Source organism: Nitrosomonas limosa (genome assembly GCF_054188085.1).
Genome location: NZ_CM135180.1, coordinates 2,843,777 through 2,859,181 on the forward strand (window position 1 = coordinate 2,843,777; position 15,405 = coordinate 2,859,181).

Below are 15,405 nucleotides of genomic sequence, written 5' to 3' on the forward strand. Positions count from 1 at the left end.
TTATAACTTGTTTTGAAATTGATATTAGGGTGCAATTAGCATGAGTGTAGAACTGACCGGTGCTGAAATTACCATACGGTGTTTGCAAGAAGAAGGGGTGCAATGTATTTTCGGCTATCCTGGTGGCGCGGTGTTATTTATCTACGATGAACTGTTTAAGCAAGATAAGGTTCGTCATATCTTAGTCCGCCACGAGCAAGCCGCGCTCCATGCGGCAGATGGTTATGCGCGCTCCAGCAACAAGGTGGGGGTTGCGCTTGTTACTTCCGGTCCGGGCGTCACCAATGCGGTGACAGGAATCGCAACTGCTTACATGGACTCCATTCCGTTGGTGATTATTAGCGGTCAGGTACCGACCAGCGCGATTGGTTTGGATGCATTTCAGGAAGTTGATACGGTGGGTATTACACGCCCTTGCGTTAAACATAATTTTCTGGTTAAGGATGTGACCGAGCTGGCGCAGACCATCAAAAAAGCTTTTTATATTGCTTCGACCGGGCGCCCTGGCCCCGTTCTCGTTGATATTCCAAAGGATGTTTCACAACAGAAAACCAAGTTTGTGTATCCGGACAAGATAACGATGCGTTCTTATAACCCGGTGGTGAAAGGACACGCAAGGCAGATCAAGAAAGCCGCGGAATTGATATTGAGCGCTAAGCGTCCGATGATTTATACCGGTGGCGGTGTGATATTGAGTGATGCTGCGGCACAATTGACGGAATTAACGCAACTGCTGAATTTTCCATGTACCAATACCTTGATGGGGTTGGGCGGTTATCCGGGTACCGATAAGCAGTCCTTGGGAATGCTAGGCATGCACGGCACTTATGAAGCGAATATGGCGATGCAATATTGCGATGTGCTGGTTGCGGTCGGCGCCCGCTTTGACGATCGTGTGATTGGTAATCCGAAACATTTTTACAATGAGAACCGGAAAATTATCCATATTGACATTGATCCTTCATCGATTTCCAAACGAGTAAAAGTCGATGTTCCGATCGTCGGCGATGTTCTGGATGTGCTGAAAGAATTAATAAAATTGCTGAAATCCGAAAATGCAAAACCCGATCAATCGGCATTGAAGGAATGGTGGAAACAGATTGATCTCTGGCGTGAGCGGGATTGCTTGAAATTTGATCGTGACAGCAAAATTATTAAACCGCAGATGGTTGTTGAGAAATTATTTGATGTTACCAAAGGGGACGCATTCGTAACTTCGGATGTCGGGCAACATCAGATGTGGGCTGCGCAGTTTTACAAATTCGATAAGCCGCGGCGCTGGATCAATTCCGGCGGGCTAGGCACGATGGGATTTGGCATGCCCGCAGCCATGGGGGTGCAATTGGCTAATCCGAAAGGGAAAGTGGCTTGTATTACTGGTGAAGCCAGTATCCAAATGTGTATCCAGGAGCTGTCAACCTGCAAACAATACCGGTTGCCGCTAAAAATTATCAACTTAAATAATCGCTATATGGGCATGGTCAGGCAGTGGCAAGAATTTTTCCATGGCAATCGCTATGCCGAGTCGTATATGGATGCGCTCCCTGATTTTATTAAATTGGCTGAAAGCTACGGACATGTCGGGATGCGCATCGAAAAGCCTGGAGACATTGAAGGCGCATTAAAAGAGGCCTTTAAGCTCAAGGATCAATTGGTATTTCTGGATTTCATTACAGATCAGACCGAAAACGTTTTTCCAATGGTGCCAGGTGGTAAAGGGCTTTCTGAGATGATTTTGGTGTAATTAAATGCGACATATAATTTCTTTATTAATGGAAAATGAGGCGGGAGCTTTGTCTCGAGTTGCGGGTCTGTTTTCGGCGCGGGGTTATAATATCGAGTCACTATCTGTAGCGCCAACGGAGGATCCGACCCTGTCCCGTATGACACTGGTTACGGTAGGATCCGATGATGTTGTCGAGCAAGTGACAAAACAGCTAAACAAACTGATCGAAGTGGTCAAAATTATAGACCTGAATGACGGCAATCATATCGAACGGGAGTTGATGCTGGTAAAAGTGCGCGCGATCGGGCCTGATCGAGAGGAAATCAAACGGTTGTCGGAAATTTTTCGAGGCTCCATCATCGATGTCACCGATAAATCATTTACGATTGAGCTGACGGGCACAAGCTCAAAGCTGGACGCGTTTCTTGAAGCCGTCAATAAGAGCGCTGTATTGGAAACCGTGCGCACGGGTGCGTCGGGCATCGGGCGCGGCGAATGGATTTTAAAGGTATAATTCGTTTTTGCAGATTAATCCGGGCCTTGAAAGCTTAAATCCACGGTGTTTATTTTGTTAACGAGCGATTTCTTATTGGCTTGTTTCTATCCAACATTTGTATAAAAGGAAAATAATGAAAGTTTTTTACGATAAAGACGCAGATTTGTCTCTTATTAAAGGAAAGAAAGTTACGATCGTGGGTTACGGCTCTCAAGGGCATGCTCACGCGAATAATTTAAGCGAATCTGGCGTCAAGGTTACGGTCGGCTTGCGGAAGGATGGTGCATCGTGGGGTAAAGCAGAAAAGGCAGGATTGAAAGTCAAAGAAGTGGCCGATGCGGTTAAAGGGGCCGATGTCGTAATGGTTTTATTACCGGATGAACAAATTGCATCTGTGTATAAAAAAGAAATCGAACCGGCATTGAAAAAAGGCGCTACGTTGGCGTTTGCTCATGGCTTTAATATTCATTACGGTCAAGTGGCTCCGCGTGAAGATTTGGATGTCATCATGATTGCTCCAAAAGGTCCTGGGCATTTGGTGCGTTCAACCTATTTGCAGGGAGGTGGGGTGCCGACACTCATCGCAGTGCATCAGAATAAATCGGGTAAGGCGCGGGATCTGGCATTATCTTATGCAGCCGCAAATGGCGGCACGCGCGGCGGCGTGATCGAAACGACGTTTAAGGAAGAAACCGAGACCGATTTATTCGGTGAACAGGTGGTGCTTTGCGGTGGACTAACTGCATTGATTCAAGCCGGCTTTGAGACATTGGTCGAAGCTGGATATGCTCCGGAAATGGCTTATTTTGAATGCTTGCATGAAGTAAAATTAATCGTTGATCTCATCTATGAGGGTGGAATCGCAAATATGCGATATTCAATTTCCAATAACGCAGAATATGGTGATGTATCGCGTGGACCTAGAATAATTACCGACCAGACCCGTGAGGAAATGCGGAAAATTCTTCGACAAATTCAAACCGGAGAATATGCCCGTGAGTTTATTCTGGAGAATCAAGCAGGTGCGCCTGTACTCAAATCGAGTCGCCGTCTCGCATCCGAACATCCGATTGAGCAAGTGGGTGCAAAATTGCGCGATATGATGCCGTGGATCAAGAAAAATAAACTGGTTGATCAAGGAAAAAATTAGCATATTGATTCTGATCAGATTCTCTACTTTAATTAAGTTATTGGCGTCATTTATTCATGGTTTACTATCCTTATCCTATTATTGCACGCGAAGGCTGGCTGCATATCTTGATCGCATTTTCAGCAGCAATCGGTATGACCCTGTTTGTCGATTGGTATTGGGCAATACCATTCTGGGTTATTGCTATTTTTGTCTTGCAGTTTTTCCGGGACCCACCACGGGAGGTGCCGGTTGCACTCAATGCTGTTTTGGCGCCTGCTGATGGTCGGATAGTAGCCGTTGAGAAAACACAAGATCCTTTTTTAGAAAGAGAAGCGGTTAAAATCAGCGTGTTTATGAATGTATTTAATGTTCATTCCAATCGCAGTCCGATCGATGGTGAAGTTCGCAACAAATGGTATTTTCCGGGAAAATTCATTAATGCTGATTTGCCTAAAGCATCACTGGAAAATGAACGCAATGCCCTTTGGATTAAAGCCGATAACGGTGCGGATGTAACTTGTGTACAGGTTGCCGGTTTAATTGCGAAACGCATCATTTGCCATGCGTCGCTTGGCGATCACTTGGCGAAGGGACAACGCTTCGGATTTATTCGTTTTGGATCGAGAGTGGATGTGTACTTGCCGCTGAATACCAAAGTGAATGTCAATATCGGTGATAAAGTTTTTGCGACTACGTCCATATTGGCAGAATTTCGTGAAGAAGCTAACGCTACAAGCTGAAACAAATAAATTCTTTTGGTGCATTACCTATATTTCTACAGCGTTAACCGGTACTTGGAATGATGGTTCTGAGGAAAGCGATCGTTAGTGCAGTCAGCACAATTGAATTCTTATTTACTGTGTTTCCAAGGCAGTCGAATGCCCATAACACCTGATCTACTACCTGAGCGTACTGTAATAAAGTCGCGACTTCGTCGCCGTGGTATCTATTTGTTACCCAATTTGTTTACGACGGCCGCATTATTTGCTGGTTTTTATGCGATCGTGCAGGCAATGAACGGGAATTTTGAGTATTCTGCGATCGCTGTTTTTATTGCGATGGTGCTGGATGGTCTGGATGGTCGCGTGGCGCGGTTAACCGGAACGCAAAGCGAGTTTGGGGCTGAGTACGACAGTATGTCCGATATGGTTTCATTCGGAGTTGCGCCTGCATTGATCGTTTATGAATGGTCACTCAAGGAGATGGAGCAATGGGGCTGGATTATTGCGTTTATTTACTGTGCCTGCGCTGCGCTGCGATTAGCTCGATTCAATACCAATATTGAGGTAATTGATAAGCGTTTTTTTCAAGGATTACCCAGCCCGGCTGCTGCAGCATTAATCGCAGGATTGGTGTGGGTGATGCTGAATTTTGAAATTCAAGGCAGTGAAATCAAGTGGCTGGCAAGTATTGTGACGCTATTTGCCGCATTAACGATGGTGAGCAATATTCCTTACTATAGCGGCAAAGAGATAAATTTGCGGCGCCGAGTTCCATTCTTTACGGTTTTGTTATTGGTATTGTTCTTTTTTGTGCTGATTCCAAGTCATCCGCCTGTGGTGTTATTCATTCTATTTGCAGCCTATGCATTTTCAGGATATATCATTAAATTATGGCGTTTTGGTAGAAATAAAAAGAATCCTGATGGATCTAATCGCTAATTTCTATTGCATGGGAAGGAAAAAATATTTATAGTCGCAGCCATGATGTATCTGAATAACAACTTCCAATTTTGTGATTTCCTTCCTTCCCCGATAAAAAAACTATCGGTCCTATTATTGCGCCCTGCGCGCTAAATTTCCTATCCCAATTTCATTTCTTCCCTATAAAATTCGATTAACGAATTTTGTTATTCTTTTAGATTTCTTCCTCAAGTGGAGAGCATGATGCAAGATCATTTAATTATTTTCGATACAACACTGCGTGATGGCGAACAAAGCCCCGGCGCCTCTATGACCCGGGAAGAAAAGGTGCGTATCGCTTGGCAACTGGAGCGGATGGGGGTGGATGTGATTGAAGCGGGTTTTCCGGCTGCATCCAACGGTGACTTCGAAGCAGTCAAGGCAGTGGCGGATACGGTCAAAGAAAGCGTGGTATGCGGTTTAGCCCGCGCGATCGAATCGGATATTCAACGTGCCGGTGAGGCGCTCAGAGGGGCACAATCAGCGCGTATCCACACGTTTATTGCAACATCGCCCATTCATATGAAAAATAAGCTGAGAATGTCTCCGGATCAGGTAGTTGCGCAGGCTGTAAAAGCTGTCAAATGGGCGCGGCAATATACCGATAACGTTGAATTCTCACCGGAAGATGCAGGGCGTTCAGAAATTGATTTCTTGTGCAAGATTCTGGAAGCGGTTATCGACGCCGGTGCGACTACGCTTAATATTCCGGATACAGTCGGTTACACCATGCCAGAGCAGTTCGGTAAGCTTATTCGCAATTTACGTGAACGTATTCCGAATTCCGATAAGGCGATTTTTTCGGTACATTGTCATAACGATCTAGGGTTAGCAGTGGCCAATTCACTGGCTGCCGTGATGAATGGCGCACGGCAGGTTGAGTGTACGATCAATGGTCTGGGCGAAAGAGCTGGAAATGCTGCACTGGAAGAAATTGTTATGGCTGTCCGCACACGCCAGGATTTTTTTTCTTGCGATACTAAGATTGATGCCACGCATATTGTGTCGGCCAGTAAGCTCGTTTCTGGCATTACCGGCTTTCCGGTGCAACCGAATAAAGCGATTGTCGGCGCGAATGCTTTTGCGCACGAATCGGGTATTCATCAGGATGGCGTGTTGAAGCATCGCGAAACATACGAAATCATGCGTGCGCAAGACGTGGGCTGGAATGCCAATAAATTATTGCTGGGAAAACATTCCGGCCGTAATGCATTTCGCAGCAGGTTACTGGAATTGGGGATTGAATTGGAATCTGAAGAAATGCTCAATAATATGTTTATGCGTTTCAAGGAATTGGCGGATAAGAAACATGAAATATTCGATGAAGATCTGCATGCGCTGGCTTCAGAAGAAGAATTGGTGTTGCATGAATGTTATCGGCTGATATCGTTGACCATTCATTGTGAAACGGGTGAAATTCCTTATGCCCAAATCGTGATCTCTGAAAATGGTAATGAAATGCGTGCTGAGTCTCAAGGTAGCGGGCCAGTAGATGCAACCTTCCGGGCAATTGAGAAATTACTGACAAGTGGCGCGGAACTGCAATTGTTTTCGGTTAACAATATTACCAGCGGCACCGATGCGCAAGGCGAGGTTACGGTTAGATTACGAAAATCCGACCGGATTGTAAATGGTCATGGTGCGGATACTGATATTGTCGTAGCTTCAGCAAAAGCTTATTTGAGCGCTTTAAATAAGCTTTGCAGCAAGTTAGAACGAGCTCATCCGCAAGTTTAGTGTTTTAAAGGTTTTCGAGATATGAAAAAGTTAAGCGTGCTATCTTGCGTATTGCTTCTGATGTTCAGCGTTCAAGTGTATGGATTTCAGTTTCAGGATACCGCAGGGAAAATTCATAAGCTTCAAGACTACAAAGGCAGGTGGGTGCTGGTTAATTTCTGGGCAACCTGGTGCCCGCCTTGCTTGAAAGAAATCCCTGATTTAATTTCTCTTTCCAAAGATCGCAAAGATATCATAGTGATTGGTGTAGCGATGGATTCGGATGATCCACGGATCGTTATGGAGTTTGTGCAATCAATGGCCATCAACTATCCGATTGTATTCGGTAACCGTCAGATCGCTGCGCAGCTGGATGATGTCTCACTATTGCCCAGTACCTATTTTTACGACCCTGAAGGTAATCCCGCAGCACGTCAGCAAGGGATTATTTCGAGAGAGAGCATTGAGAACTTCATTGATTTAAAGTCGGCTGAAAGAAAATAAAGTGGATTTGCAGATATTCAAGCAGCGACAGTGTTGTTGCCGAATGGCCGGTTATGAGGGGGTATAGCGCCAGGTGGTTTGCCATTTGTTGAAAACCAATTGCGGATATGAAGCGGCTCCCAGGCTGCCGTTGTATCTTCCCAGCGCCCGGAAATAATCGCCTTTTTCTTTGTCGAGGTAGTGCCGCAAAATAGTGCAGCCATAACGTAAGTTAAGGCGCAGATGAAATAAATTATGATCTTGGTGTCCGATAACACCGACCCAAAATGGCATTACTTGCATATAGCCGCGCGCGCCGGCATGGGAAACCGCGTATTTCTTAAAGCCGCTTTCCACTTGAATGACGCTCAGTACTAACTGAGGATCAAGTCCTGCACGTGTCGCTTCATAGTATACGGTTCTGAGAAAAGCTTCGCGTTCAAGGATATCCGGCATGTATTTTTCCAGGCGGCGGCTCATACTGATGAGCCAGGTGACGTTATCCGCTACCGCTGCATACTCAGTATAGGAAGCCGCTTGATCGCTTGTATCGTGAAGGATGATAGTTTGGGTGCTGGCGGCCAGCTGCTCATAATGAGGATTATTGGCGCTGGAGATCCCGGAAAACAGCAAAACGAAAATTGTAAAAATTAATTTGTGCATAGCTTGGCTGTGATAAATGAAAAAATCTCATCAAGGCGCACTGCTTGCGAAACTTGATCTCTACGGCCTTGATATTCAACGGTTGCTTCTTTAAGTCCGCGTTCGCCGATAACGATTCGATGCGAGATGCCCATTAACTCGGCATCTGCAAACATCACCCCAGGCCGTTCGTTTCGATCGTCCAGCAAAACCTCAATGTGCGCATCAATGAATTGATTGTATAATTTTTCCACTGTTTCCGCGATCTGGTTGTTTTTATGCAACCCGATCGGAATGATCGCTAGCTGAAAGGGAGCCATCGCTGATGGAAAAATTATGCCGTGATCATCATGATTCTGCTCAATAGCGGCTGCGACAATGCGCGATACGCCGATACCATAGCAACCCATTTCCATATTTCTAATCTGCCCTGATTCATCCAGAAAATTAGCCTTCATGATTTCAGAATATTTGGTACGTAACTGGAAGATATGTCCCACTTCAATTCCGCGGCATATTTCCAAAATACCTTTGCCGTCCGGTGAGCGATCTCCAGGAACGACATTTCTGATATCAAAGACATGCTCCGGCAGCCTAAGATCGCGATCGAAATTGACATCCATAAAGTGGAAGCCTTCTTCATTTGCGCCACAGACAAAATTGCTCATATTGAGCACTGCTCGATCGGCAATAACGCAAGTATCCAAACCTAGGGGGCCAATATAGCCTGGCACGGTTCCAGTAGCTTGCAGGATATCCTCTTCACTGGCCATCTGAAATCCCGATAAAAAAGGGATTTTCCTTACTTTTAACTCGTTTAGCTGGTGATCGCCGCGCAGCAATAGTAAATAAATTTGATCATTGGCCCTAACGGCAAGCGTTTTAACAGTTTTTTCCAAAGGAATATTCAGGAACTCTGCAACTTCGGCGCAGGTTTTTTTTTCAGGGGTTGCAATCTTTTTCATCACTCCTGCTGCTTCATCCCGATCTGCTGGCGAGAGTAATGAACTGGCCAATTCGATATTGGCGGCGTAATCAGAGTTTGGACAAAACGCAATGGTATCTTCGCCAGAATCTGCCAATACATGAAATTCATGCGAGCCACTGCCGCCAATCGCGCCGGTATCAGCGGCAACAGCGCGGAATTTCAATCCCAGGCGTGTGAAAATACGGGTATAAGTTTCATGCATGCACTGGTAGGTTTGCATCAGACTTTTTTCGTCGGTATGAAAGGAATACGCATCTTTCATGATAAATTCGCGTGCACGCATGACCCCGAAGCGGGGGCGGATCTCATCGCGAAATTTTGTTTGTATCTGATAAAAAATCAGCGGCAACTGGCGATAGCTTTTGACCTCCCTGCGTGCGATGTCGGTGATGATTTCCTCATGCGTGGGACCAAAACAAAAATCATGTTCATGCCGATCTTTAATTCTGAGCATTTGAGGTCCGAATACCTCCCAGCGCCCGCTTTCCTGCCATAATTCAGCCGGTTGTATCGCGGGCATCAAAACCTCAATGGCGCCGCTCCGATTCATTTCGTCACGGATAATGTTTTCTATTTTTCTTAAGACCCTGAGACCCAAAGGCATCCATGTGTACAATCCACTGCCTAACCGGCGTATAAGGCCAGCGCGCAACATAAGTTGGTGGCTAATCAATTCGGCTTCAGCCGGGGCTTCTTTTAATGTAGTAATAAAAAATTGCGAGACGCGCATGAACGATTCCATATTATAATAAAAGCAATTGCGATTTTACCTTGAAACTCAAGGGAAAGTGCGCATCAAACAAAATATCGCAGGTATGTTGATCACTTTCTTTAAACAAACGCTGCGAGATGTAATTTTCTGTTTTAGGGCACTTTTAATCTATAGTAAAGTATGAAAAAATCCACTTATTTAATGGATCAAATGAATAACTCAAATGATCGATCGTAATGGATATCGTCCCAATGTTGGTATTATTCTCCTGAATTCGAAGAATGAAGTTTTCTGGGGTAAACGAATACGGCAGAATTCTTGGCAATTTCCCCAAGGTGGCATTAAATCAGGAGAAAGCCCTGAGCAAGCCATGTATCGGGAGTTAAGCGAAGAGATCGGGTTGCGCCCTAATCATGTCGAAATTATTGGACGCACACGCGATTGGCTGCGATATGAAGTGCCTGACCGTTGGATAAGACGTGAATGGCGTGGAAACTATAAGGGGCAAAAGCAAATATGGTACCTTCTGCGTTTGATTGGGCGTGATAGCGATGTTTCCTTGCGCAGAAGTGCGCACCCGGAGTTTGATGCATGGCGATGGAATCAATATTGGGTTGAGCTGGATACGGTTGTTGAATTCAAGCGCAAAGTTTATAAGCAAGCTTTAACAGAGTTATCACGTTTGTTAAAGACGGATCCTTGTCAAAGTACTGGTGACAGCAATAGCAGCTTAACCAGACAAGCAAAGAAAATACTCACAGATCGGCTGGAAATTAACGAATAATGAATCTGTTGAGGATTTGCAAAGATGCATTTATAGTTGCAGTTACTGATTTAAGTTTTTCTGCTTTTTCTTGCTAAATTTCCAATTTCTGGTGTTTTATTAGGCGTAATCGGCTGCGCCATTACAGCCGTTTTTTCAATTATTTTAGGTAGGGAGAATACCGATGAAGACACGTACACTGGTTGCGTCACTGATATCGATTGGGGCTCTAGTCACTTCGATGAATGTTTCAGCCAATGAGCCGATTCAACCCATCAAAGCTGTCAAAGTAACAAATGCTGACATGGTTGAATTGGGAAAGATGTTGTTTTTTGATCCACGACTTTCGAAATCTGGCTTTATCTCGTGCAATTCTTGCCATAATCTCAGCATGGGCGGAACGGATAATATTCCAACTTCAATTGGACATGCTTGGCAACAAGGTCCGATTAATGCGCCGACAGTATTGAATGCGAGCATGAATTTGGCGCAATTCTGGGATGGACGTGCTAAGGATCTGAAAGAACAAGCCGGGGGACCGATTGCAAATCCTGGCGAAATGGCATCCACCCACAAGGTTGCGGTAGAAGTGTTGCAATCAATTCCTCAATACCGAGAGCACTTTGCAAAAGCTTTTGGTTCTGACCAAGTGGATATCGACCGAGTGACGACCGCGATCGCCGCTTTTGAAGAAACTTTGGTGACGCCGGGATCACGATTCGACAAATGGCTGGAAGGTGATAAGAAAGCGTTGAGCGCTCAAGAACTGGAAGGTTATGAATTATTTAAAAGCAGTGGTTGCGCCGGATGTCATAACGGTCCTGCAGTTGGCGGCGCGCTATATCAAAAATTCGGCGTGCATCATCCTTATAAAACCACTAGCAAAGCGGAGGGAAGAAAAGCGGTTACTGGAAAAGATACCGATTTGAATGTTTTCAAAGTTCCAACATTACGTAACATTGAATTAACCTACCCCTACTTTCACGATGGTGCGGCAGCAACATTGGAAGATGCAGTTAAAACAATGGGTAAGGTGCAGTTAGATCGTGATTTTAATAAAAAAGAAATTGACAGCATCGTAGCTTTCTTGAAAACATTAACGGGAGAGCAGCCGGATATCAAGTTACCGATTCTGCCGCCTTCCAATAACAATACCCCGAAACCGGTACCGTTCTGAGTTCAAAATCAATACTCGAACTATGAGAATAAGTATTGGCTGAGAGTTAAAATTGGCATCCAGGTTCAAGCGAATCTGGGTGTCAATTTCCGTAATGCCGATGCGGCCATGGTCGGCTAAAAAATCGGCAGACTATGACGAAATTTGCAGATATGAGTATAATCTGTTGTAGATTTACATCCAAAAATGAAGTAGAGTCACTTATCCGATAACCAATAATTAGAAGAGGGAGTTACCAATGGGTAACAAGGGGCAGTTACTACAAGATCCATTTCTCAATGTTTTACGGAAAGAACATATTCCGGTGTCAATCTATTTAGTGAATGGTATTAAACTACAAGGACAAATTGATTCGTTTGATCAATATGTGGTGCTGTTAAAAAACTCAGTTACACAGATGGTATACAAACATGCAATCTCAACAGTTGTGCCTGCGAGAGCCGTTTCAATTCCCATTGAAACTATGGAATCACGCGATACTTGATGTTATCTGAGTCGGGTAAGAATCAGGCGATGGCCGCAAATGCGGCTATACTTGTCGGAATAGATTTTGGAAATGCCACCCATAAAGAAAGTTTGCAGGAGCTAGAACAGCTAGCGGTCAGTGATCAACTTCAAGTGCTGGCAATTGTTGAAGGGAAACGTAGCCGCCCTGATCCGACGACCTTTATCGGCAGCGGAAAAGTTGATGAAATTGCGCAGCAACTGCTGCAAACGAAAGCTGCGTTAATAATCTTCAATCATGATTTATCGCCCGCGCAGCAACGCAATTTATCTATGCGATTGAATTGCAATGTAATTGATCGCACTAGTCTGATTTTGGATATTTTTTCTCAGCGTGCGAAAAGCCATGAAGGGAAACTACAAGTTGAACTGGCGCAGCTAGAACATCTTGCTACTCGCCTTGTACGAGGTTGGACGCACTTGGAGAGACAGAAAGGTGGTATTGGTTTGCGTGGCCCGGGTGAAACTCAGTTAGAAACAGATCGGCGGTTAATTAAGAAACGAGTTAAGTTACTTAAGGAAAAACTTGCAAACCTGCAACGTCAACGGAGTGTTCAACGGCGATCACGGCAGCGCTCGAAAGTGATATCGGTGTCGATTGTTGGATATACCAATGCGGGGAAATCAACATTATTCAATAAACTAACGCATGCGCAATCCTATGCGGCTGATCAGCTTTTCGCTACGCTTGATACGACAACACGGAAAGTTTTTTTGTCTGAAGAGGGTACAGTCGTCATATCTGATACTGTCGGATTTATTCGTGAATTACCGCATACACTGGTTGCAGCATTTCGTGCAACGTTAGAAGAAACTGTACAAGCCGATATTCTGCTTCATGTAATTGATACCAGCAGTCCAAATAAGAATGAGCAAATAGATGAAGTGAATAAGATATTAAAAGAAATCGGGGCTGATACGATTCCACAGATTTTAGTGTTTAACAAAATTGACTGTGTTGATGATACAAATTGCAGGAAAAGTTTCGTGCGCGATGAATATGATAGAATATCGCGAATTCGTTTAAGCGCAAGAACTGGCGAGGGTATTGAGTTTGTAAGGCAGGCACTATTAGAAGCAATCGTAGAAAACTCCAAAAAATTTAATGAAAAAGTAGTAAATAATAAAATCGGGGATGAACTTGGAGGTTGTACTAAGGTACGAGAACTTTTTTGAACGAACAAAATAGGAAAGATTATGGGATTAAATGATCCTCAATGGGGGAAAAATAAAGGTGATTCTGGACCACCGGATTTAGATGATGTGCTGCGTAACGTCAATAAAAAAATTAATAATATATTTGGACAGAAGAAAGGCGGTGGCGGTGGTGGTGGTGGAGACGAGGGCTCTCGCTCTTCAGGGCCTACGCCGCAAAGTGGTGGAAGTATCGCTCTAATCCTCGGTCTATTGGTTGTCGTATGGTTGGCCAGCGGGTTCTACATCGTCGATGAAGGCCATCGGGGGGTGGTCTTAAGATTTGGACAATATGTTGATACGACACCGGCAGGTTTGCGTTGGCATATGCCTTATCCGGTTGAGAAGGTGGAGATAGTCAATGTCAGTCAAGTACGAACCGTTGAGATTGGTTACCGCAATAATGTTAGAAGTAAAGTTCTGCGAGAATCGTTAATGCTAACTGACGATGAAAATATCATCGATATTCAATTCGCAGTTCAATACATTTTAAATAATCCTGAGAATTTTCTGTTTAAGAACAGAAATCCTGATGAAGCCGTGTTGCAAGCGGCTGAAACCGCCATTAGACAAGTCATCGGTAAAAGCAAAATGGACTATGTTCTTTACGAAGGCCGTGAACAGGTAGCGGCTAACGCAACCCAGTTAATGCAAAAAATTCTGGATCGCTATGAGATCGGTATTTCGATCAGTAGAGTAACAATGCAAAATGCGCAGCCGCCGGAACAGGTTCAAGCTGCATTTGATGATGCCGTGAAGGCCGGTCAAGATAGAGAACGTCAAAAGAATGAAGGCCAGGCGTATGCAAATGATGTTATTCCAAGAGCGGTTGGTAATGCGGCGCGGTTAATCCAGGAATCCGAAGGTTATAAACAACGTGTGATTGTAAGCGCAGAGGGTGACGCCAGTCGTTTTGAGCAGATTCTTACGGAATACAGTAAAGCACCTAAAGTGACGCGAGAACGGTTGTATCTGGATATGATGCAACAAGTGCTTTCAAATACCAGCAAGATTATTGTCGATCAAAAGAATGGCAACAATCTGTTGTACTTACCATTGGATAAGTTAATCAATATCAGCGGCTCTCAACCGGTTGCACCAGTAACGGTTCAACCTATGATTCAAGAAGCGACGCCTGACAGCAGCCTACGTGCACGCGAATCGTTTCGTAGCCGCGAACGGGAGATAAGATAGATGAAAAGCATAACATCCGTATTAACAGGTATTCTTGTTGCCGTTTTCTTTTTTGGCAGCTCGGCTATTTACATTGTGGATGAGCGGCAGCAAGCCATCCTGTTTCAACTGGGGGAAGTAATTGATGTAAAAACCGAGCCCGGTTTGTATTTTAAAATCCCGATTGCCCAGAACGTGCGTTATTTCGAGAAACGCATACTGACGATGGATACTGAAGAACCTGAACGCTTTATTACTTCAGAAAAGAAAAACGTGCTAGTGGATCTTTTTGTGAAATGGCGTATTGTTGATGTAAAACAATATTATATCAGTGTGCGCGGTGATGAAGGACTGGCGCAAACCCGGCTGGCTCAAACGATTAATGCAAGCCTGCGGGACGAATTCGGTAATCGTACCGTGCATGACGTGGTGTCCGGTGAACGCGACATTATCATGGAAATCATGCGCCAAAAAGCTGACAATGATGCCCGCTCTATTGGTGTAGAAGTTGTGGATGTGCGTCTGAAACGGGTGGATTTGCCGCAAGAAGTCAGCGAATCGGTATTCAGACGTATGGAAGCGGAACGTAAACGAGTCGCGAACGAATTGCGTTCAACCGGTGCTGCCGAATCAGAGAAAATCCGTGCGGATGCCGATAAACAACGGGAAATTATTCTGGCGGAAGCATATCGTGAAGCGCAAAAAACTATGGGTGATGGCGATAGTCAAGCAGCCGCAACCTATGCTGCGGCTTTTCAGAAAGACCCTGAATTTTACGCATTCTGGCGTAGTATCGATGCATACAAGCAATCGTTTAAAAACAAAGGGGATATGATGGTTCTTGAACCGACCTCCGAGTTCTTTAAATATTTGAAGAATCCGTCGATCAATAAATAGTTAACAGTGATCCCATCGAGTGATGATCGTGTTTAATTCCCAGCATAATGGATTGATATTCTTTCGCTTCTGATATTAAGCGGATTAGGTTCGGATAGACGGCACTATGATTACTTGATG

Annotated in this window: 15 protein-coding genes; 13 read left to right on the forward strand and 2 right to left on the reverse strand. The window is 44.6% G+C overall.

The window, feature by feature from the left end; genetic code table 11:
• The first annotated feature begins 40 nt into the window (after positions 1 to 40).
• From ACV7NC_RS13260 to ACV7NC_RS13290, 7 genes are all read left to right on the forward strand, one after another.
• A complete protein-coding gene (locus ACV7NC_RS13260; RefSeq protein WP_458153060.1) occupies positions 41 to 1,744 on the forward strand; it encodes an acetolactate synthase 3 catalytic subunit in 1,704 nt (567 codons plus the stop codon).
• A gap of 4 nt (positions 1,745 to 1,748) precedes the next feature.
• Complete coding sequence (ilvN, locus tag ACV7NC_RS13265; RefSeq protein ID WP_458153061.1) at positions 1,749 to 2,240, forward strand: acetolactate synthase small subunit; 492 nt, start codon at positions 1,749 to 1,751, stop codon at positions 2,238 to 2,240.
• Positions 2,241 to 2,355: 115 nt separating this feature from the next.
• Positions 2,356 to 3,372 carry a ketol-acid reductoisomerase gene (ilvC, locus tag ACV7NC_RS13270; RefSeq protein ID WP_458153062.1) on the forward strand — a complete coding sequence of 339 codons (1,017 nt, stop codon included), beginning with the start codon at positions 2,356 to 2,358 and terminating at the stop codon, positions 3,370 to 3,372.
• Between the two features lie 56 nt (positions 3,373 to 3,428).
• Positions 3,429 to 4,094: a phosphatidylserine decarboxylase gene (locus tag ACV7NC_RS13275; RefSeq protein ID WP_458153063.1), complete on the forward strand. Its 666-nt coding sequence runs from the start codon at positions 3,429 to 3,431 to the stop codon at positions 4,092 to 4,094.
• A gap of 138 nt (positions 4,095 to 4,232) precedes the next feature.
• Positions 4,233 to 5,015, forward strand: a complete 783-nt coding sequence (gene pssA / locus ACV7NC_RS13280; RefSeq protein WP_458153064.1) for a CDP-diacylglycerol--serine O-phosphatidyltransferase — start codon at positions 4,233 to 4,235, stop codon at positions 5,013 to 5,015.
• 225 nt (positions 5,016 to 5,240) lie between these two features.
• Entirely contained in the window at positions 5,241 to 6,773 is a 1,533-nt protein-coding gene (locus tag ACV7NC_RS13285) for a 2-isopropylmalate synthase (protein ID WP_458154947.1), read from the forward strand.
• A gap of 21 nt (positions 6,774 to 6,794) precedes the next feature.
• On the forward strand, positions 6,795 to 7,256 hold the full coding sequence (locus ACV7NC_RS13290; RefSeq protein WP_458153066.1) for a TlpA family protein disulfide reductase: 462 nt from the start codon (positions 6,795 to 6,797) through the stop codon (positions 7,254 to 7,256).
• Positions 7,257 to 7,307: 51 nt separating this feature from the next.
• Here the strand turns inward: ACV7NC_RS13290 and ACV7NC_RS13295 are convergent, their stop codons facing one another.
• On the reverse strand, positions 7,308 to 7,898 hold the full coding sequence (locus ACV7NC_RS13295) for a lytic transglycosylase domain-containing protein (protein WP_458153068.1): 591 nt from the start codon (positions 7,896 to 7,898) through the stop codon (positions 7,308 to 7,310).
• Positions 7,886 to 9,595: a proline--tRNA ligase gene (locus tag ACV7NC_RS13300; RefSeq protein WP_458153069.1), complete on the reverse strand. Its 1,710-nt coding sequence runs from the start codon at positions 9,593 to 9,595 to the stop codon at positions 7,886 to 7,888. Before ACV7NC_RS13300 ends, ACV7NC_RS13295 begins: the two co-directional genes overlap by 13 nt.
• 205 nt (positions 9,596 to 9,800) lie before the next feature.
• Here ACV7NC_RS13300 and ACV7NC_RS13305 point away from each other — a divergent pair, with 205 nt between their 5' ends.
• From ACV7NC_RS13305 to hflC, 6 genes are all read left to right on the forward strand, one after another.
• Positions 9,801 to 10,361, forward strand: a complete 561-nt coding sequence (locus ACV7NC_RS13305; RefSeq protein WP_458153070.1) for an RNA pyrophosphohydrolase — start codon at positions 9,801 to 9,803, stop codon at positions 10,359 to 10,361.
• Positions 10,362 to 10,524: 163 nt separating this feature from the next.
• On the forward strand, positions 10,525 to 11,517 hold the full coding sequence (locus ACV7NC_RS13310) for a cytochrome-c peroxidase (protein WP_458153071.1): 993 nt from the start codon (positions 10,525 to 10,527) through the stop codon (positions 11,515 to 11,517).
• 238 nt (positions 11,518 to 11,755) lie between these two features.
• The gene (hfq, locus tag ACV7NC_RS13315) at positions 11,756 to 12,001 is read left to right on the forward strand and encodes an RNA chaperone Hfq (RefSeq protein WP_458153072.1); all 246 of its coding nucleotides are present in this window, start codon (positions 11,756 to 11,758) and stop codon (positions 11,999 to 12,001) included.
• 29 nt (positions 12,002 to 12,030) lie between these two features.
• A complete protein-coding gene (gene hflX, locus ACV7NC_RS13320; protein WP_458153074.1) occupies positions 12,031 to 13,197 on the forward strand; it encodes a GTPase HflX in 1,167 nt (388 codons plus the stop codon).
• Between the two features lie 21 nt (positions 13,198 to 13,218).
• The gene (gene hflK, locus ACV7NC_RS13325; protein WP_458153075.1) at positions 13,219 to 14,409 is read left to right on the forward strand and encodes an FtsH protease activity modulator HflK; all 1,191 of its coding nucleotides are present in this window, start codon (positions 13,219 to 13,221) and stop codon (positions 14,407 to 14,409) included.
• Positions 14,410 to 15,285 carry a protease modulator HflC gene (hflC, locus tag ACV7NC_RS13330; protein ID WP_458153076.1) on the forward strand — a complete coding sequence of 292 codons (876 nt, stop codon included), beginning with the start codon at positions 14,410 to 14,412 and terminating at the stop codon, positions 15,283 to 15,285.
• Positions 15,286 to 15,405: the final 120 nt, after the last annotated feature.